The organism is Sphingorhabdus profundilacus (genome assembly GCF_009769755.1).
Taxonomy (GTDB): Bacteria; Pseudomonadota; Alphaproteobacteria; order Sphingomonadales; family Sphingomonadaceae; genus Sphingorhabdus_B; species Sphingorhabdus_B profundilacus.
Genome location: NZ_SDWJ01000001.1, coordinates 797,858 through 817,834 on the forward strand (window position 1 = coordinate 797,858; position 19,977 = coordinate 817,834).

Below are 19,977 nucleotides of genomic sequence, written 5' to 3' on the forward strand. Positions count from 1 at the left end.
ATTGAACATGGCAGGAACGATTAGAGAACAGAATGGATCAAGTCAAGAACAATAAATTCTGCACATTTCCGGCAATCAATCCAGCAAATGATAGTATTTTGTTAATTCGGCTGAAGCTTCGTCACCGGTTTTTTGGGGGTTGATGAGCAGGGCATTGGCTTGGGAAAGCGGGGTTATCAGGCCGCTGTCTCTGCCATAAATATCTGTTAAATAACTATTAGTTATCTTGGCGCGGAAATATTCCGTGCGCGCGCCGGGCGGTGGCAGGTCGCATGTATCACGCAGGGTAAAAACTTCTGGAAAAGGCGCTTTGCACCCCGCCAGATGCCGCACCAAAGGCAGCAGGAACAAAAACGCGGTGACAAAGGCCGAAGAAGGGTTCCCGGGCAAACCCAGCACAATCGAAGCGCCGATCCGCCCCGCCATCAACGGTTTGCCCGGTCGCATGGCGACCTTCCAGAAATCAATCGTGGCGCCTATATTCTGCAAGGCGGGCAAAACCAGATCATGATCACCCACCGACGCGCCGCCGCTGGTCACGATAATGTCGGAACCGCTGCAGGAACGCAGCATCGCCTCGACATCATCTAGCCTGTCGGCGACGATGCCCCTGTCATCAATGTCACAGGGCAGGGACGCCAGCATCGCCGTCAGCATGACGCTGTTGGACGAGGGGATATGGACATCATCGCAGGCGACGCCTGCCGGGCGCAATTCATCGCCGGTGGCGATGATCGAGATTTTGGGACGTCCGCCGACATTCAGCGCGCCATATCCTGCCATCACCGCCGCCGCGATGCCGCCTGCGTTCAACTTTTCACCCATTGCCAAAAGCGCATCGCCCTTTGAAAAGTCGCTGCCCTTTCGCCTGATATGCGCGCCGGTTTCGGGTGGCCCTTCACCCGTCAACGCCATAATAGCGCCGTCACGCGAAGCTTCTTCCTGTATTAAAATACTGTCGGCGCCCATTGGCAGATGCGCGCCGGTAAATATCCGCACGGCTTCACCCGGGCCCATGTCACCCGAAAAAGGCCGCCCGGCCGCACTTTCGCCTATGACGCGCCATGGGCCGGGCAGGTCGGCAAAACGAATGGCATAGCCATCCATCGCCGATAAATCCGCCGCTGGCTGGGTCCGTTGCGCGATGACCGGTTCGGCAAGATAATGGCCGGCACAGGCCGCAACGGGCCTGCTGACTGGGGCGAGTGGATCGGCCAATGCCACTAAACGGGCCTGCGCCTCCTCGACCTTTAGCATTCGCCTCGACTCCATTCGCCGGATTTTCCGCCCGACTTGGACAGAAGCTGGACCCCTGAAATGGTCATGCCCTTGTCGATCGCCTTGGCCATGTCATAAATGGTCAGCAGGGCAACCGAAACGGCGGTCATCGCCTCCATTTCCACGCCGGTTTGCCCGGTCAGCCGGACCAGAGCGGTGACACGAATGCCGCTTTCTTCAAACGCGAAATCGACCGCCACTTTCGATAGCATCAATGGATGGCACAAGGGAATGAGTTCGGCCGTTTTCTTCGCCGCCATGATGCCGGCGATGCGCGCGGTGGCCAGAACATCCCCTTTTTTGGCGGTGCCTTCGCGGATTGCGACCAGTGCGTCGCGTGACATTGCAATGCGACCTTCGGCAACGGCCTGACGCGCGGTGTCCGCCTTTGCCGACACATCGACCATATGTGCAGCGCCTGTGGCATCCAGATGGGTAAGTTTTGTCATAACGGCTTATTGCATCGGGCGCGGCATGAAGTCGAGGGGGCTATTCCGCCAATTGCGGGGCGGGATGTCATCTGTGCCGTTCTTTGCCGTTACGGCACGGCGGACCACAAAACCGCCATTTGACAGCGGTGGTTTGCTGTGGCTAACCGGCAGTTAAACACGCAATTAAGAGAGGATTCGACCTATGGCTCTTCCGGCAATTTTTGACAAACTCCGTCTGCCGATTATCGGTTCACCGTTGTTCATCGTTTCGGGTCCCGAATTGGTGATCGCGCAATGCAAGGCAGGGGTTGTCGGATCATTTCCGGCGCTCAACGCCCGTCCGGCCAGCCAGCTTGACGAATGGCTGCACCAGATTACCGAGGAGTTGGCCGCGCATAACCGCGACAATCCCGACCGTCCAGCCGCGCCTTATGCCGTCAACCAGATCGTACATAAATCGAACAATCGCCTGCAGGAAGATATCGCGACCTGCGCTAAATGGCAGGTGCCGGTGACGATTACGTCCTTGGGCGCTCAGGAAGAATTGAATAAGGCGGTCCATAGCTGGGGCGGGATCGTGTTGCACGACGTTATCAATGACCGTTTCGCGCACAAGGCGATTGAAAAAGGCGCAGATGGCCTGATTCCGGTGGCGGCAGGTGCCGGGGGACATGCCGGTGTAACCTCACCTTTCGCGTTGATGCGTGAAATCCGCGAATGGTTTGATGGGCCGGTGGCTTTGTCGGGGTCGATCGCTCATGGCGCATCCGTTTTGGCGGCGCAGGCCATGGGCGCAGACCTCGCCTATATCGGCAGCGCGTTCATTGCGACCAAGGAAGCCAATGCGGTCGAAGGCTATAAGGACAATATCGTCGAGGCAAAGGCCGCCGACATTGTCTATTCCGACCTGTTCACCGGGGTCAGCGGCAACTATCTGCGCCAGTCAATCGAACGCGCCGGAATGGACCCCAACAACCTGCCCAAGGGCGATATTTCGACCATGAACTTCGGCTCCGGCGGCAATAGCGAGGCCAAGGCGTGGAAGGATATATGGGGTTCCGGCCAAGGAATAGGCGCGGTCAAGGCGGTCAAGACGGTGGCCGAATTTGTCGACCAACTGGAAAGCGAATATCGCGCGGCGAAGGCCAATCTGGACAAGGTGTATCGCGGGTAGGGTTTTGCGTTGAGAGCATTGCCTGTTTGAATATTTCTCAAGATCACCCTGAATTACCTTAAACGTCACCCTGAACTTGTTTCACCTGCGGTGACTGCGTTCCAGGGTCCATCGTGCAGCGGCTCCGGCGGGATGTTTGGATAGCAACCGTGCGTAACGGCGTGGCTTGTCACAACAGGGCAGGGACAGGCTTACAAATGGACCCTGAAACGAGTTCAGGGTGACGGTTTTTTGGGAACGGTGACGTGTTGAGTTAGCATTCACTGAAGAAAATTTTCACGCAAAGGCGCAAAGATTTTCAAGAGGGCGGACGCCCCTTAATGTGTCACACAAGCATAGGCGCCATTGACTTTGATATGCATGGCCGCCCTCTTAAAAATCTTCGCGCCTTTGCGTGAAATATGCAGCATATCTGCGAACTCTACAGGGCATTTCGACAACATCCTCCGCTACGCCGCCACCCCAACAATCCCAACCGTCACCCTGAACTTGTTTCAGGGTCTTAGTGCTTGGACGTTGAAAACTAAGACCCTGGAACGCAGTCACCGCAGGTGAAACAAGTTCAGGGTGACGGAGTTTTTTTAGAAGGGTGACGGATTTTTTTTGGGTAACGGTAACCGCGAGTTCGTTTAGGTGTTCCGGTTATTGCGCCTACGCCGAATGCCAAATTCAAAAATAAATTTCATCCCCTGAAACCAAATGGCCGGTTCCATCGAACAGGGTGATAACCTGACCGTAATATGGCCACCCCTTCATCGTCGCGGTCAGGTACCCTTTTAATGGAGAGTGCCGCGTGAAGAAATTTTTACTTCTTGTCCTTGCCACCGGTATCGCAGCGCCTTTGGTGTTGACTGATGCAGCGGTTGCAGGGCCCGTTTATGTTGCCTCGCAAAATGAAGGCGTCGCGGTCAGTGGTTTTGATGTCGTCAGCTATTTTCGGGGCGATGGCGCGCCGGTGATGGGCAGCGCGGCGTTTACGGTGCGACATGACGGTGCCGACTATCATTTCGCCAGCGCCGAAAACGCCGCAGCTTTCAAAGCCGATCCGACAGCCTTTGCCCCGCAATATGGTGGGCATTGTTCATGGGCGATGGCGCGCGGATATCTCGCGCCGGGGGACCCAACGCAATATCGCGTGGTCGATGGTAAGCTATATCTGAACTTCGATGCCGAGGTTCGGGCGACGTGGCTCAAAGATATTGCGGGCTATATCAAGCAGGGCGATGTGAACTGGCCGACCTTCCCCGACGACGCCAAGTTCGGGGGCTAGTTTGTAGGCGGTGTGAGGGCAATCGGTCATGCGACTGCCCCCATTACCCAAAGTTATGACGCTTTTTCGAACGCGACCGAAATATCGAGCACCACGTCGTCGGAAATAACCGGAATGCCATAAGACACGCCAAATTCGCTCCGCTTGATCGTGGTTGTCGCATGGAAGCCGATAGTGGCTTTCTTGTTAAACGGATTGTTCCCCGCGCCTGAAAATTTCGCGTCCAGAACGACCGGTTTTGTTACGCCGTTCAGCGTCAGATCGCCGGTGATCTTTGCCGTCATGCCGCTGGCTTCGACTTTGGTCGACACAAATTTAGCATCGGCCGGGGCGGCACCGAAAAAGTCGGCTTTCCCGCCATTCTTACCGGGTGAGAGCATATGGCCGGTCAAACCGGCATTGGCTGTCGTCAATTTGCCGACGGGAATAGTGATGTCGACCTTGGCGGCGTTCGGCTTCGCTGGATCGATATTCAACGTACCTGTCGCGTCGCCAAAAATGCCGAAATAATCGTTGAAGCCGAAATGGCTTACGCGCCATCCGATCAATGTGTGGCTGGGGTCGGTTTTATAGGTACCGGCGGCGACCCGGCTAATGTCGGCAACGCCGGGCAATTGCGGCGCGCTTTGCGCCATCAATGGCAATGCGGCCAAAAGGGGCAAAGCAAGAAGAAATTTACGCATGGGGGATGCTCCAAAAATAAAAGGGGAGGCACCATGTTGATGCCTCCCCTTAAATAGTCAAGCTTTGATAGCGCCTAATTTTTCGCTTGGTCGACCAACTTATTCTTTGCGATCCATGGCATCATGGCGCGCAATTGCGCGCCGGTGGCTTCGATCGGATGGGCTGCCGCGGCCTTGCGCGCGGCTTTTAGTTCGGGTTGACCGGCGCGGTTGTCGAGAACGAAATTCTTGACGAAGCGGCCCGACTGGATGTCGGCCAATACGCGCTTCATTTCGGCCTTGGTTTCATCGGTGATGATACGCGGGCCGGTGGTGATGTCGCCATATTCGGCGGTGTTGCTGATCGAATAACGCATATTGGCGATGCCGCCTTCATAGAGCAGGTCGACGATCAGCTTGGTTTCATGCAGGCATTCGAAATAGGCCATTTCCGGCGCATAGCCAGCTTCGGTCAGGGTTTCGAACCCGGCCTGGATTAAATGGGTGATGCCACCGCACAGCACGGCCTGTTCGCCGAACAGATCGGTTTCGCATTCTTCACGAAAGTTCGTTTCGATAATCCCGCTGCGCCCACCGCCAACACCGCTGGCATAGGCAAGGGCGATATCATGCGCGTTGCCGCTGGCATTTTGCGCGATGGCGATCAGGCAGGGGACGCCGCCGCCTTTTTGATATTCGCTGCGGACGGTATGGCCGGGGCCTTTGGGCGCGATCATGATGACGTCAACATCGGCGCGTGGCTCGATCAGGCCGAAATGGACGTTGAGGCCATGGGCAAAGGCCAGCGCCGCGCCGGGTTTCATATTGGCGTGCAGATCGTCGGCGTAGATGGCGGCCTGATGCTCGTCCGGTGCAAGGATCATCAAAATGTCTGCCCAAGCGGCCGCATCGGCATTGGCGAGAACCTTGAAACCAGCGGCTTCGGCCTTCTTTGCGGTGGCTGACCCAGCGCGCAGGGCGATGGCCACATCGGCGACGCCGCTGTCGCGCAGATTCTGGGCATGGGCATGACCCTGACTGCCATAGCCGACAATCGCGATCTTCTTGTCCTTGATAAGGCCGAGATCACAATCGGCGTCGTAAAATACTTTCATCTCACTATTCCCTTTTCCATTACCGTCACCCTGAAACAAGTTCTGGATGACGGCGGTTTTGATTTCTATTGATTAGCTCGCTTCGCTGCCCCGCATCAGGCCAACGATTCCGGTGCGGCCAACCTCGACAAGGCCGACTTCGCGCATCAATGTGACGAAGGTGTCGATCTTGTCTGGGCCACCTGTAATTTCAAAAATAAAGCTGCTGACCGTCGCATCGATGACGCGGGCGCGGTAAATGTCGGCCAGCCGCATAGCCTCGACCCGCTGGTCACCCGACCCCTGAACCTTGACCAGCGCCAGTTCGCGTTCGACATGGGGGCCGGCCTCAGTCAGGTCGGTTACCTTGTGCACCGGCACCAGCCGTTCGCATTGCGCGATGATCTGGTCGATGACGGGCGGCGGACCTTTGGTGACGATGGTGATGCGGCTTGTCGTATGGTCTTCGCTGATGTCGGCCACGGTCAGGCTGTCGATATTATATCCGCGCGATGTAAACATGCCCGCGATCCGGGCCAAGGTTCCGGCTTCGTTATCGACGGTCAGCGTCAGGACGTGCCGCTCGGCGAGTTCTTCCTTGATATGCATCAGACCAGCGCCTTTGCTTCGTCATCCATCGTACCGGAAACTTCGTCCGAATTCAGGATCATTTCCGTGTGCGCCGCGCCAGATGGGATCATCGGGAAGCAATTCGCCTTTTTCGACACGCGGCAATCGAACATCACAGGGCCATCATAGGCAAGCATTTCGGCGATGGCGGCGTCCAGTTCCTCCGGCTTTTCGCAACGTATGCCCTTCCAGCCATAGGCTTCGGCAAGCGCGACAAAGTCGGGCAGGCTGTCCGAATAACTTTCGGAATAGCGGCTTTCATAGGTCAGTTCCTGCCATTGGCGAACCATGCCCATCCATTCATTGTTGAGGATGAAGACCTTGACCGGCAGGCGATATTGGGTGGCGGTGCCCATTTCCTGAATGTTCATCTGGATCGATGCTTCACCGGCAATATCGATGACCAGCGCATCAGGATGGCCCATCTGCGCGCCAATGGCGGCGGGCAGGCCATAGCCCATCGTGCCAAGGCCGCCGCTTGTCAGCCATTTATTGGGCGCATCAAAATGGAAATGCTGCGCGGCCCACATCTGGTGCTGGCCAACCTCGGTCGTGATGATCGGGGCCTTGTCCTTCGTTGCGGCAAACAGCCGTTCGATGGCAAATTGCGGCATGATTTCGTCGGTGCTGGCGGGGTAGTTCAGGCATTCAACCGCCCGCCAGCCTTTGATGCGTGCCCACCATTCGGTCAGCGGCTGCGGCTTGTACTTGCGCCCTTTCCACACATCGATCATTTGCCGGATCGCGGTGCCGACATCGGCGATAATCGGCAAATCGACACGGATTGTCTTGTTGATCGAGCTGCGGTCAATATCGATGTGGATTTTGTAACTGTCCGGTGAAAAGGCGTCCAGACGGCCTGTGACCCGATCATCAAAGCGCGCACCGAGGCAGAACATGACATCGCACTGGTTCATCGCCATATTGGCTTCATAAGTACCGTGCATCCCCAGCATCCCCAGCCATGCGTCGCCAGAGGCAGGATAGGCGCCCAGACCCATCAGTGTCGAGGTAACGGGCGCACCGCACAATTCGGCCAGTTCGCGTAAAGCGGCGCTGGCATGTGGGCCGGAATTGATAATGCCGCCGCCGGTGTAGAAAATCGGGGCCTTGGCATTGGCGAGCAGATCCACAGCCTTGTTGATCGCGACATAGTCCGCTTCACCTGCTGCATGGAAACGATTGGGAACATTGCTTTTGATGTCCGTCCGCGCGGTGGCGACCTGCACATTTTTGGGAATGTCGATGACCACCGGACCGGGACGGCCCTTGGTCGCAATCATGAACGCCTCCCGCACTGTGGCGGCAAGGTCGGCGGGGTCTTTCACCAGATAATTATGTTTTGAACAATGGCGGGTGATGCCGACCGTATCTGCTTCCTGAAAGGCATCGGTGCCGATCAGGGTGGTGGCAACCTGACCGGTAAGGACGATCATCGGTATCGAATCCAGAAAAGCATCGGCGATACCCGTTACTGCATTGGTTGCGCCGGGGCCGGACGTCACCAAAACAACGCCGGGTTTGCCGGTGGAACGCGCATAACCCTCCGCCGCGTGGGCGGCGCCCGCTTCGTGCCGGACCAGTACATGCTTGATCTTTTTCTGTTGGAACAAGGCGTCGTAAATCGGCAAAACCGCCCCGCCTGGATATCCGAATACGGTATCCACCCCCTGTTCAACGAGGCAGTCGATCAATATTTCCGCACCGGATTTTTCGGGCACTTTGTTGTCCTGTTCGATAATGTTCACATCACGGCTTGGCCTATATTTTCGCCATGCTGCGCTGCAATAGATTTAGCAAGAGGGGTGCCACTAGTTATTAGAATATATTGTGTCAACCATTATTATTGTAATAATATTTCAATTTCATCGCTATATTTGCCACTTAAAATATCATTCCGCCTTGCCCATGCCGCTGGTGACTGGTTTCTGAACCAGGTATATTGCCGTTTGGCATATTGCCGTGTCGCTATTTTGCCCAGCGCCACGGCGTCATCCTGCGACAATTGGCCAGACAGAAAGTCGGATATCTCACGAACGCCGATGGCGCGCATCACCGGGGCATCGCCGGGAATCCGCCGCGCCAGCAATGCCGAAACTTCTGCCACCGCACCTGCATCCATCATCGCGTCAAAGCGCCGATCGCACCGCTGATACAGCCAGTCACGCGGCGGCAGTAATATCAGGGGGCGCAATTCCACGGCATCACTTATGCCCCCCACTTTGTCCCGCCGCCAGTCGGCAATGCTGCGCCCCGTTGCCCTAAAAACCTCCAGCGCGCGGGCGATCCGGCTGCTGTCGGATGGTGCCAGCATCGCGGCCATTTGAGGGTCCAGGGACCGCAATTCGGCAAAAGCGGCGGCCACATCTAGGCTGCGGATTTCTGCGCGCAACATAGGGTCGATATCCGGAATTGGCGCGATACCATCCAGCAAGGTTCGCACGTAAAGCCCGGTGCCCCCGACCAGCACCGGCAAAGCGCCCGATTGATGGGCGCGGGTGATTTCCGTTTTTGCATCAGCCGCCCATTGCGCCGCAGAGCAGGTTTTGGTCCCATCCAGATAGCCAAATAGACGATGCGGCGCGCTCGTGAGTTCGTGGGGTGAAGGTTGCGCGCTCAATATCGGTAAATCGGAATATACTTGCGCGCTGTCGGCGTTGATAATCACAATATTACGCTTTTTTGCCAGATGCAGCGCGAGTGCGGTCTTGCCGCTGGCGGTTGGACCCGCAATAAGCGCCAACTTCGGCTTAGTTTCAGGATTCGATATGCCCATCGCCACGTTAATAGCAGCAGATTTGACCGAAAGCGGAGTAATTTCCGAAGCCTGTGACCGTCTGGCGCAGGCAGGCTGCATCCCGGCGGAGATCGAATGGATCGACACCGGCAAAGCCCTGGACATCGGCTTTACCGGAGACATAGCGTCCGCACGACGGGCGCTGTCCCCGCTTGAGGCGGATTTTGACATCATCTGCCAATCCGGCCTCCATCGCCGCAAGATGTTGCTGGTGTCCGATATGGATAGCACGATGATCACCGTCGAATGTATCGACGAACTGGCCGACTATGCCGGGATAAAGGTCGAAATTGCCGCGATCACCGAGCGCGCGATGGCAGGCGAGCTGGATTTTGCCGAGGCATTGACGGCGCGGGTCGCCTTGTTGGCGGGGCTAGATGAAAAAATCATTGCCCGATGCCTTGAAGAACGTGTGCGTCCAATGCCGGGGGCCGGGACTTTGGTAAAGACAATGGCCAATTGGGGCGCGCATCGGGTGCTGGTGTCGGGCGGATTTACGCGCTTTGCCGATGAGGTCGCGCACAATCTGGGTTTTGCCGAGGTTCACGCCAATATATTGGAAATTGTTGATGGCAATCTGACCGGTGCCTTGATCGGGTCGATTGTCGACGCGGCAACCAAGCGCGCGGTTCTGGAGGCTGCGGCGGCCAGACAGGGCATTTTGATGGAGGGGGCATTGGCGGTTGGCGATGGTGCAAACGACCTGCCCATGATCGCCGCTGCGGTTACAGGCGGGGGGATCGGTGCCGGTTTTCGCCCACGACCGGTTTTGGCGACGGCTTCCAATTTTGGGATCCGGCACAATGACCTGACCGCATTGCTCTATGCCCAAGGTGTCGGGCGCGGCGATTGGGCAGATTTTTAGACGATGATGGGAACCCTAAACGGTTTGAACTGGTTAGTGTTTCTGATACCAATGCCAACGTGGCCCTCGGGTCCAATGTGCGAAAATAGGAAAACAGCATGCGTTCATTTTTAACGATGTGTATCCTTCCCCTTGTGGCGGGATGTTCGACAATGGCCTCACCCCCGAACAGTGCGGCAACCGAGATCATATCTGCGGATTTAATAACCGCTGATGGCGTGTCGGTTGGCGTTGCTTCGCTGACAAAACAAAATGACGGGCTATATCTTGCGGTCAGCGCTCAGGCATCGACATCCGGGACATTCGGCATGCATCTGCACAGTATCGGCAAATGTGAAGGCCCTGATTTCGCCACCGCCGGGGGCCATTGGAACCCTGGAATGAAACAACATGGACGCGACAACCCGATGGGCGCGCATGGCGGCGACCTTCCCAATGCGATTGTTGGCGCGGATAACAAGGTGTTGTTGGTATTCCGGATACCCGATATAGTTTTAAAAGGCGAAGGCGGTTTGCTTGATGCAGACGGCGCGGCGCTGATCATTCATGAAAAGCAGGATGATTATAAAACCGATCCAACGGGAAATAGCGGTAAACGCGTGATATGCGGCGTGTTTAAGGGATGATATCTGGGCAGAAGGTGTTGGGAAATTGCTCCTAACGCCCTCTTTTGACGGAGCCGTTGTGAATATTTTTCGTCAGAAGGAATAAGAAAAAAAGGAAGAAGAGGCGCAATTTTTTAAATCACGCCGCCGTTACTTTTTCCTTATTATTCTTTTTCCTTCTGACGAAAAAAACCGGCGCCGCGGGTTAGACCAGAGCCTAAGCCTTGTCGGCGAACAATAACGTCCCCGGAGCGACCTGCTGGAGTATCTGTCCGATATCATTTTGGTCAAAGGCGAAGCAGCCTTGGCTTCTGCCGATTTTGCCCTGTTCCTGAATGAGCGACCTGTTCACATACCAGGCCGGATGAATGACAATCGCCCGCGCTTCCGCCTGGTCATTTTGCGGTTCGAGGCCAAGCAGGCGGCGGGATTCGCCATATTGGCCGAAATAGGTTTCGCCGACCATATAGGCACCCGCCGAGGTCGCTTCTGACCCATGGCTGTTGGAAAAGCTTTGGACCCAACCGCTGTGCGAAGGATCAGAGCCTTTGCCATGGGCGACAAGGAATGAGGTCGCTTTCCCGCTTTTAAGATCAACGATATAAAAACGCGGGTCGCGTGATGGTTTTGAAAAATCGGCAATGGCCAACCGGTCGGTCACATGGATGCGGGACCGGTGCGTGTCCAGGGCGGCCTTGGCCCGTGCGAGCAAAATCGGCGAGGGGCCGTCACCTGCCGGTGTTCCGGTGCCCGACTGGAAAATGACATCGTGCGCGAAACCGGGCGCGGCGAAGGCTGCGGCACCGATGATGGCCGAATGGAAAAACTGTCTGCGCCCAAAATTGATCATGATAGGAGAGATAGTGACTGGCAAGCGTTGCTAAAAGCCTTACATCCGGCATTTGGCCGCAAATTGCGGACGGTTAGGCTCGATTATTTTTGCTGCCACGCGAAAATCCGGTCGAAAGCATCGTCGGCAATTGCTATATGGGCAGAATAACGCAGGTCGCAAAAAGCGTATCCATCTTCATTCGGGGCATTTTCATGCAGTTCCTTGCGATCATTCGCAATTTGTCGGCCAGCCTGATGCTGGTAATCACCGCGCCTGCCTTGGCGCAGGTGGCAGGGGAGGGCGCTGCGACGCAGCAACTGCCGCCGCCGCCTGTTGCGCCGCCAATGCAGCAGGCGGAAACGCCCCCGCCGTCGTTAACGCCCCCGCCGCCCGCCCCAAAACCGGTCCGCAAGAAGGGACCTGTCGACGCGCTCAAACCGGGTCAATTTGTTTGGGAAACGCGGGAAAGTTATGAAGGGCCGATGAAAATTGTGGTCGTGCTCGATATCCAGCGGATCTATGTTTTCCAGAATGACAAGCTGCTGGGTTTCAGCACGATTTCCTCCGGTAAAAAGGGGAAGGAAACGCCGACTGGCTATTTCAATATTCTGCAAAAGAATATCGATCATAAGTCAAATCTCTACAGCAACGCGCCCATGCCCTATATGCAGCGGCTGACCTGGGACGGCATCGCCATGCATGGCGGCCAATTGCCCGGCTATCCCGCTTCCCATGGGTGCATCCGCCTGCCGCATCCTTTTGCAAAGGCCCTGTTTGATGCAACGCAGATGAATCAGGAAGTGGTCGTGCTGCAAAATATTTCGACCCCTGTGAAGCGGCCCGAGCCCAAGGTGGAGCCTGTGGCTGAACCAGCGGTGGAAACGGGGGTCCCTGTTAATCAGCCCGGACCCATAGCACCAATCGCGGTGCCCGGTACCTGAAGGGCGAAAATCCCGATTGACGTTTACGCTAACGTAAAGTAGTGACGTTAGTGCAACGAAGAGGGATAACGTCGCTATGGATCATCTGTCACGAAATGAACGGCATGCCGATGCCACAATTGACACGCCTGATGTATTCAATCGCGATTCCTTTACAATTTCCGATTTGTCGACCGAATTTGACGTCACCGCCCGTGCATTGCGCTTTTATGAGGATCAAGGGCTTATTTCGCCGGAACGACTTGGTCTGGCGCGTATCTATTCGAAGCGGGACCGGGCGAGGTTGGCGTGGATATTAAGGGCGAAGCGCGTCGGGTTCAGCCTTGCGGAAATTCGCGAGATGATCGACCTGTATGACCTGAATGATGGCCGCAATATCCAGCGCCGCGTGACAATCGAAAAATGCCGGGACCGTATCAATTTATTAAAGGCGCAACGTGATGATATCGAAAGCGCGATCAACGAACTGACCGACTTTGTAGCCATGGTCGAACAGGTCGAAGAATCCGAAAAATCGGCTGCGGCCTGAAACTTTTTATCTTTACCCGTCGAAGGACATATCATGCCAAATTATCAAGCTCCCGTTCGTGACACCCAATTTGTTATCAACGAAGTTTTGGGTATTGAACGCTTCGCCAACCTTCCCGGTTTTGAAAATGCCAGCGCCGACATGATCGAGGCGATTTTGGGCGAGGGTGCGAAATTTGTCGAGGGCGTGCTGTTCCCGCTTAATCAGGTTGGTGATTTGCAGGGCTGCACCCGGCACGAAGATGGCAGCGTGACGACCCCTGACGGGTTTAAGGAAGCGTATAAGCAATATTGCGATGCCGGCTGGGGCACCTTGTCCGCGCCTGCCGAATTTGGCGGTCAGGGCATGCCGCACATCGTGTCGATGGCGTTTGAAGAATATATGGCCAGTTCCAACATGGCATTTGCCATGTATCCCGGCCTGACCCACGGCGCGGTATCGGCGATACTGGTCAAAGGCAGCGAAGAGCAAAAGGCCAAATATGCCCCGAACATGATCTCGGGCAAATGGGGTGGAACCATGAACCTGACGGAGCCGCATTGCGGCACCGATCTGGGCCTGATCCGCACCAAGGCGGTTCCCAATGGCGATGGGTCACATTCCATTACCGGCATGAAAATCTTCATTTCATCCGGCGAGCATGACTTGACCGAAAATATCATTCATCTGGTGCTGGCAAAGACACCCGATGCGCCGGACAATGTGAAGGGCATCTCGCTGTTCATCGTGCCCAAATTTCTGGTCAATGATGATGGAACGCTGGGCGCACGCAATGCACTTTCTTGTGGATCGATCGAACATAAAATGGGCATTCACGGCAATTCGACCTGCGTGATGAACTATGACGGCGCGACCGGTTATCTGGTGGGCGAAGAAAATAAGGGCCTTGCCGCGATGTTTATCATGATGAATATCGCGCGCCTTGGCGTGGGGCAGCAAGGTTTGGGCATTGCCGAAGTGGCGTATCAAAACGCGGTGCATTACGCACAGGACCGGCGTCAGGGACGGGCGCTTACCGGCCCGAAGGACCTTGACCAGAAAGCCGACACCCTGTTCGTCCACCCCGATGTCCGCCGGATGTTGATGGATGCCAAAGCCTTTACCGAAGCAATGCGCGCCTTATGTCTGTGGGGCGCATTGCAGGCCGATTTGCTGCATCACGCACAGACCGAGGAAGAACGGCAGATGGCCGATGACCTGCTGTCATTGCTGACGCCGGTTATCAAAGGATATGGCACCGACAAGGGCTATGAAATCGCGACCAACGCGCAACAGGTTTATGGCGGACATGGCTATATTGGCGAATGGGGCATGGAACAATATGTCCGCGATGCGCGGATCGCCATGATCTATGAAGGCACCAATGGCGTGCAGGCGATGGACCTGGTTGGCCGCAAGCTGGCGCAAAATGGCGGCCGTGCGGTTCAGGCCTTTTTTAAGGTTGTCGATGACGAATGCGCTTCGGCAAAATCGGGTGCGCTCGCCGACCTTGCCGGTCGTCTGGAAAAAGCCAATGGCGAATTGAAGGCGGCGACCATGTGGTTCATGCAAAATGGCATGGCGAACCCGGACAATGTCGGGGCAGGCGCACATCATTATATGCATATCATGGGCATTATCGCGCTCGGGCTGCAATGGTTGCGTATGGCCGAAGCGGCGCAGCGGGCGCTTGATGCGGGAACCGGAAACGCGGCTTTTTACGAAACAAAGCTCGTTACGGCGCGCTATTTTGCGGAACGATTCTTGCCCGATTGCGGTTCGCTGCGTCGCAAGATTGAAGCCGGAAGCGAGGCGATTATGGCGCTATCACCCGCGATGTTTGCCGTCGCCTGACGGTCAACGGGGCGTGAATTGCGATGGGAAGAGGCGGGTTTTCGGCCAGCCTCTTTCCCGCCACTTACCGACGCATGATGCTGGCGTGCGGACCATATTTGGCCGATGTTCGGCTTTGACAGGGGGTTGGCTTTTAAGGAGCAACCAATGTCTCAAAAACAAAAATGGGTCGCGAGCACTGTCGTATCGGCAATCGCAGCTTTAACTTTCCACAGCGCGGCTGTCGCGCAAACGGCACCTGCGCCCGAAGGGGCGGTGCCACCACCGACAATCGATTCCAACGAAGATGGCAAACCCGACGCATGGGATCGTGATGGGAATGGTGTGCCCGATGCGTGGGATGTGAATGGAGACGGCAAACCGGACCGATTCGATAATGATGGCGACGGCAAGCCCGACGACCCGATGGAGAAGAAATCCAAAGCTGAATAAGAGCGCCTTCGGGTCGCAAGGGGCGCTCATCAAAGCGGAGCCGGGGCACGATCTGCCCCGGCCCGTTTCATTCATTCCACTGGCAGGAAGTCGGGCACCGACAGATAGCGTTCGCCGGTGTCATAGTTGAAGCCCAAGATTCTGCTTCCGCTAGGCAGATCGGGCAACTTCTGCGCGATAGCGGCCAGTGTCGCACCTGATGAGATGCCGACCAGCATGCCTTCTTCACGCGCTGCACGGCGGGCCATTTCCTTTGCGCTTTCGGGATCAACCTGAATAACGCCGTCGAGCAACGCCGTATGCAAATTGGCAGGGATGAAGCCTGCGCCTATGCCTTGGATGGCATGTGGCCCCGGTTGGCCGCCGCTGATGACGGGGGACAATGTGGGTTCAACTGCAAAAATCTTGATGGCGGGCCACGCCTTTTTCAACACTTCGGCGCACCCGGTAATATGTCCGCCGGTGCCAACACCGGTTATCATGGCGTCAATGGGCGTGTCCGCGAAATCGGCCAATATTTCCTGAGCGGTCGTGTGGACATGTACATCGATATTGGCGGGGTTTTCAAATTGTTGCGGCATCCAGGAATTGGGCGTTCCGGCCACCAGCTCCATCGCGCGTTCGATGGCGCCCTTCATACCCTTTTCACGGGGTGTCAGGTCAAATGTCGCCCCATAAGCAAGCATCAGGCGGCGGCGTTCGAGCGACATGGATTCGGGCATGACAAGGATCAGCCGATATCCCTTGACCGCCGCCACCATGGCCAGCCCGACGCCGGTATTCCCCGAAGTCGGCTCTATAATCGTTCCGCCGGGCTTCAGGCTTCCGTCCTTTTCCGCAGCTTCGATCATGGCAAGGCCGATCCGGTCCTTGATCGATCCGCCGGGGTTTGATCGCTCCGACTTCACCCACACTTCGGCGCCTGCAAACATCCGGCCAAGGCGGATATGCGGGCTGTTGCCGATGGTTTCGAGGATGGATTGCGCTTTCATGGACTTTTTCCTCTATATTGCGGTTCGAATGTGCGGGCATTTTTTAGTTCAGGGAACAGCCATGCCCATAGGCCTGTTACCATTATGGCACCGGCGCCGCCAAAAACAACCGCGCCGACAGGACCAAGCAAAGCGGCAGCCACCCCGGATTGCAGTTCGCCCAGCTCATTGGAGGCCGAAATGGCGAGGCCGGACACGGAACTGACCCGCCCGCGCATGTCATCGGGCGTGTTCAATTGAACAAGTGAGGATCGCACATAGACCGAAAGCATATCGGATGCACCAAGGATGACCAGCATCACCAATGCCACCGCCATGCCAGCGCCCATGTTCAGCCAGTCGATCCGGCCATTGCCAAAGACCCGCGCCCCGATTTCATGGCTGAACCCGAAACCGATGGTCGCCAGACCGAATATGACCACCGCCCAGAGCATCTTGCTGCCCACATTATGGCGCAAGGGGCGCAGGGTCAGGAGTAAGGCAACCAGCGAAGCCCCAACCGCCGGGGCAGCCCGCAATTGCCCCAGCCCATCGGGCCCAACCTGCAAAATGTCGCGCGCATATACCGGCAACAATGCCGTCGCCCCGGCCAGCAGCACGGCAAATAAATCCAGCGTAATCGCGCCCAGTAAAAACCGTTCGCTCCATGTGTATTTGATGCCATCGATCATTTGCCTGACGGGATGTATTTTACGCTCCATAGGCGGCGGAAACACCGGTTTGACGAAGCTGAGGCTGATGGTTGCAAGCAGCAACAGGCCAGCCGACACCCAATATGGCGATGATGGATTGCCCGCAAACAGCAACCCGCCGCTTGCGGGGCCTATGACCGACCCGACTTGCCAGGCAATGGAACTTAACGCGATGGCGCGGGGCAGGGATGCGGCGGGCACGATATTGGGTGCAATGGCCGACATTGCCGGCCCGACAAACACCCGCGCCACCCCGTGCAACGCGGCAAAGCCAAAAAGCAGTGGTAGGGTCAACATATCATGCAAGGTGAACCACCCCAGCGTCAATGCGACCAGCATATCGATGCAGTTGGCCACCCTTGCCACTGTCCGGCGTTCCCACCGGTCCGCGGCCCATCCGGCAACCGGGGTCAGCAATGCTAGCGGGATGAACTGGAATAACCCCAATAGTCCCAGTTGCAGAGATGCTTCGCGGATCGACATCCCATAGTCACTGCGCGCAATGTCATAGGCCTGATATCCAATGACGACGACCATGCCCATGGTCGCCAGGACCGCCATGAACCGGCTGAGCCAAAAATAGCGGTAATCGGGGATGGAGAGCGGATGGACTTCGGCTGCGGTCATCCTTTGTCTCACTATGGACGAATGCGAAGATGTGCAATCAAGTTGATCGGTTATCTTCACCACGAATTCAATCGAATAACAACCCGCGCCCTTTTCTCCGCTTTGTCACCCTGAACTTGGTTCACCTTCGGTGACTGCGTTCCAGGGTCCATCTATCGGTTCATTTCTGTCGTCACTGCGGCAACCCGCAGCGCGACGCGCGGTTGCGCTGCGCTTTGCACCGAGAAGAAATCTGCGGGATGGACCCTGAACCAAGTTCAGGGTGACGGGGGAGGAAAGTATCAGGGTGGCGGGAGTGAGGTATCAGGGTAGCGGGAGTGAGGTATCAGGGTGAGAGGTATCAGCCTGACGGGGTGAGAGCTAACGCGACGTGGCTCTTGCTTTTTCCGCCAACTCCGGCGTCAGGTCATATATGATCTCATGAATCTGCACGGTGCCTTCTATTCTGGAAATGCGGATGTCCTTGGGTACACATGAAACCGGATTTTCAGGATCATGGAATGTCCTGACAATCGGTTGCGAAAAATCTCCCGGGTTTTCGCCGATTACCGTTGCGAATGTACCATCGGTGAGCTGGACCACGGTTCCAATTGGCGAAATGCCGAGGCTTTCAATAAAAATACGGAGCAGCGATTGGTCAAAATGACCTTTCCAGCTTAACATTTTTGATAACGCAACCGCGCCGGACAGCGGCGCATTGTAACTGCGCTGCGACGTGATCGCGTCGTAGACATCGCAGATTGCGGCCATTCGTGCGGCCAGACTTAAATCCTCACCCTTGATTTTATGGGGATAACCTGTGCCGTCCATTTTTTCGTGATGGTGCAGGCACACATCCAATGCGGTTTCGGTCCCGCATTTTGCCGACGATAATATGGCATGGCCTTTTTCCGGATGACTGCGGACAATGCGCCATTCGTCTTCATCCAATTTGGCCGGCTTGTTCAAAATCACATCAGGGATCGCCATTTTCCCAAGATCGTGGAGCATTCCGGCCATGCCCAGATCCTGCACGACAACCTCATCCAGCCCCAGCTTTCGTGCCAGATTTATCATCAAGGCGCAGACTGAAACTGAATGCAGGAACGTATATTCATCCTTTGTTTTCAGCCGTGCGATATTCAGGATTATGGTCGGATCTTTGTTGACGCTGTCCGAAATCTGCGCGACCAGATTTGTTAGCTTGCGCGTCGATATGGCTTTCCCCATGCGCGCATTGCCGAAAAGGGTCATCACCTCGGTCTTGGATCGGTGCAACATTTTTGAAGCGCGCTGCATTTCGGCTTCGCGCGCCGCACCAACCAAGGGTATCGGTTTGCTATTGGGACCATGTGGCGCAGGTGTTGTCGGCACGGGACTGGATTTTACCAGGACCGCTTCGTGGGCGATATCGCCCGGCGGAGCTGGAATGCTGACGACATCAGGAACAGGGTCATGCCTGGGCTGCGGGGCGAGCCCTTTGCTATCATCAATGACAATCACGCGGGTTCCCAACGCCAAAAGCGTCGACAAATCCGCTTCATTATTTATCAGGAATCGCCGCCGCCAAAACGGATGATTGTACCAGGACAGGTCAAGTGAATGGACATACATTCCGACCCGAAGTTGCTCGGCCTCTATTTCAATTAGCATGGCGTTCCGCGTCTGAACGTCCCTCTTGACGAAGTAACCAGGATTCAAGCTCACTATATTTATACGCGTTGACGAGCTTCAATCCGGCCGAATTGGCATTGCACCAGATGACGACGGCGCGGTGGCGGGGCAGTCCATCCGCTTCGATCATTACGGTCGCGCCACTTGGAACGTTTAATAGGTCAATAACGCGTAATCCTGACGCTGAAATATCTATAATCTGGCAAAGCTGGTTGCCGTCTGCGGTTTCAATCGTTGCCGGAGCAAAGCAACAAAAGCGGGGCGGTCTTGGCTTGATCCGCATGATGCTGACTTCGGTCCGTTTCCAGATTTCATTGAGGTCAATTGCGTTTTGAAATTCCACACCCGCCTGCGATTTTCGGACCCAGCGAACAATGCCATGCAGTTTCAGGTTCGAACGAAACTCTATTTCGATCGGCTGCCCGACTTGCAGCTCGATCAGCGTCTCGATGTTCGCGCCTTTGACCGAAATGTTCAGGATACGGCATGGCTGTTGCCGCCCGCCAGCCTCCAGCTTGGCGGTAAGCATCACCGAAACCTGGCGTTCACCCGCACGCCGGTCGCTCACCGGTTGGGCATCGTCCGATATTGGGGTTGAAACTATGTTCAACGAAGGGTTCAGTTCCATGAAATGGTCCAT

20 protein-coding genes are annotated in these 19,977 nt (G+C 56.1%); 8 read left to right on the plus strand and 12 right to left on the minus strand.

The genetic code is table 11. From position 1 onward, the window contains the following. Positions 1-75: 75 nt before the first annotated feature. A complete protein-coding gene (locus tag EUU23_RS03655) occupies positions 76-1,257 on the minus strand; it encodes a molybdopterin molybdotransferase MoeA (RefSeq protein ID WP_160352740.1) in 1,182 nt (393 codons plus the stop codon). Then, entirely contained in the window at positions 1,251-1,727 is a 477-nt protein-coding gene (gene moaC, locus EUU23_RS03660; protein WP_160352741.1) for a cyclic pyranopterin monophosphate synthase MoaC, read from the minus strand. The genes EUU23_RS03655 and moaC overlap by 7 nt, the downstream gene beginning before the upstream one ends. A 184-nt stretch (positions 1,728-1,911) precedes the next feature. On the opposite strand from moaC, the gene EUU23_RS03665 reads away from it, so the two are divergent. Then, positions 1,912-2,883, plus strand: coding sequence for an NAD(P)H-dependent flavin oxidoreductase (locus EUU23_RS03665; protein WP_160352742.1), 972 nt, complete (start codon positions 1,912-1,914; stop codon positions 2,881-2,883). Positions 2,884-3,676: 793 nt separating this feature from the next. Further along, complete coding sequence (locus tag EUU23_RS03670; protein ID WP_160352743.1) at positions 3,677-4,153, plus strand: YHS domain-containing (seleno)protein; 477 nt, start codon at positions 3,677-3,679, stop codon at positions 4,151-4,153. 53 nt (positions 4,154-4,206) lie between these two features. On the opposite strand, the gene EUU23_RS03675 is transcribed toward EUU23_RS03670, so the two are convergent. The 5 genes from EUU23_RS03675 to miaA form a co-directional block, all read right to left on the minus strand. Further along, positions 4,207-4,836: a YceI family protein gene (locus EUU23_RS03675; protein ID WP_160352744.1), complete on the minus strand. Its 630-nt coding sequence runs from the start codon at positions 4,834-4,836 to the stop codon at positions 4,207-4,209. A gap of 74 nt (positions 4,837-4,910) precedes the next feature. Further along, a complete protein-coding gene (ilvC, locus tag EUU23_RS03680) occupies positions 4,911-5,930 on the minus strand; it encodes a ketol-acid reductoisomerase (RefSeq protein ID WP_160352745.1) in 1,020 nt (339 codons plus the stop codon). A 72-nt stretch (positions 5,931-6,002) separates the two neighbouring features. Continuing rightward, the gene (gene ilvN, locus EUU23_RS03685; RefSeq protein ID WP_160352746.1) at positions 6,003-6,518 is read right to left on the minus strand and encodes an acetolactate synthase small subunit; all 516 of its coding nucleotides are present in this window, start codon (positions 6,516-6,518) and stop codon (positions 6,003-6,005) included. Continuing rightward, complete coding sequence (locus tag EUU23_RS03690; RefSeq protein WP_160352747.1) at positions 6,518-8,260, minus strand: acetolactate synthase 3 large subunit; 1,743 nt, start codon at positions 8,258-8,260, stop codon at positions 6,518-6,520. Before EUU23_RS03690 ends, ilvN begins: the two co-directional genes overlap by 1 nt. 122 nt (positions 8,261-8,382) lie before the next feature. After that, positions 8,383-9,315, minus strand: a complete 933-nt coding sequence (gene miaA, locus EUU23_RS03695) for a tRNA (adenosine(37)-N6)-dimethylallyltransferase MiaA (protein WP_160352748.1) — start codon at positions 9,313-9,315, stop codon at positions 8,383-8,385. Here miaA and serB point away from each other — a divergent pair. Together serB and EUU23_RS03705 are read left to right on the plus strand one after the other, a co-directional pair. Continuing rightward, on the plus strand, positions 9,308-10,201 hold the full coding sequence (serB, locus tag EUU23_RS03700) for a phosphoserine phosphatase SerB (protein ID WP_160352749.1): 894 nt from the start codon (positions 9,308-9,310) through the stop codon (positions 10,199-10,201). The two genes, miaA and serB, sit on opposite strands and share 8 nt — an antisense overlap. A gap of 98 nt (positions 10,202-10,299) precedes the next feature. Continuing rightward, positions 10,300-10,827 carry a superoxide dismutase family protein gene (locus tag EUU23_RS03705; protein WP_160352750.1) on the plus strand — a complete coding sequence of 176 codons (528 nt, stop codon included), beginning with the start codon at positions 10,300-10,302 and terminating at the stop codon, positions 10,825-10,827. Positions 10,828-11,023: 196 nt separating this feature from the next. Here the strand turns inward: EUU23_RS03705 and EUU23_RS03710 are convergent, their stop codons facing one another. Continuing rightward, a complete protein-coding gene (locus EUU23_RS03710) occupies positions 11,024-11,656 on the minus strand; it encodes a murein L,D-transpeptidase catalytic domain family protein (protein WP_160352751.1) in 633 nt (210 codons plus the stop codon). An 89-nt stretch (positions 11,657-11,745) separates the two neighbouring features. Between EUU23_RS03710 and EUU23_RS03715 the strand changes: the two genes are divergently transcribed. From EUU23_RS03715 to EUU23_RS03730, 4 genes are all read left to right on the plus strand, one after another. Further along, positions 11,746-12,579 (plus strand): L,D-transpeptidase family protein, encoded by an 834-nt coding sequence (locus EUU23_RS03715; RefSeq protein WP_343032673.1) that lies wholly within the window; start codon positions 11,746-11,748, stop codon positions 12,577-12,579. A 76-nt stretch (positions 12,580-12,655) separates the two neighbouring features. Then, positions 12,656-13,108, plus strand: a complete 453-nt coding sequence (locus tag EUU23_RS03720; protein ID WP_160352752.1) for a MerR family transcriptional regulator — start codon at positions 12,656-12,658, stop codon at positions 13,106-13,108. A 33-nt stretch (positions 13,109-13,141) separates the two neighbouring features. Next, positions 13,142-14,941, plus strand: a complete 1,800-nt coding sequence (locus EUU23_RS03725) for an acyl-CoA dehydrogenase C-terminal domain-containing protein (protein ID WP_160352753.1) — start codon at positions 13,142-13,144, stop codon at positions 14,939-14,941. 147 nt (positions 14,942-15,088) lie between these two features. Then, complete coding sequence (locus tag EUU23_RS03730; protein ID WP_160352754.1) at positions 15,089-15,373, plus strand: hypothetical protein; 285 nt, start codon at positions 15,089-15,091, stop codon at positions 15,371-15,373. A gap of 71 nt (positions 15,374-15,444) precedes the next feature. On the opposite strand, the gene cysK is transcribed toward EUU23_RS03730, so the two are convergent. The 4 genes from cysK to EUU23_RS03750 form a co-directional block, all read right to left on the minus strand. Continuing rightward, complete coding sequence (gene cysK, locus EUU23_RS03735) at positions 15,445-16,365, minus strand: cysteine synthase A (RefSeq protein WP_160352755.1); 921 nt, start codon at positions 16,363-16,365, stop codon at positions 15,445-15,447. Further along, positions 16,362-17,684: an MFS transporter gene (locus tag EUU23_RS03740; protein ID WP_160352756.1), complete on the minus strand. Its 1,323-nt coding sequence runs from the start codon at positions 17,682-17,684 to the stop codon at positions 16,362-16,364. Before EUU23_RS03740 ends, cysK begins: the two co-directional genes overlap by 4 nt. Before the next feature lie 360 nt (positions 17,685-18,044). Continuing rightward, positions 18,045-19,316 (minus strand): cyclic di-GMP phosphodiesterase, encoded by a 1,272-nt coding sequence (locus EUU23_RS03745; protein ID WP_160352757.1) that lies wholly within the window; start codon positions 19,314-19,316, stop codon positions 18,045-18,047. Continuing rightward, on the minus strand, positions 19,306-19,965 hold the full coding sequence (locus EUU23_RS03750) for a PilZ domain-containing protein (RefSeq protein ID WP_160352758.1): 660 nt from the start codon (positions 19,963-19,965) through the stop codon (positions 19,306-19,308). The genes EUU23_RS03745 and EUU23_RS03750 overlap by 11 nt, the downstream gene beginning before the upstream one ends. Between the last annotated feature and the right edge of the window lie 12 nt (positions 19,966-19,977).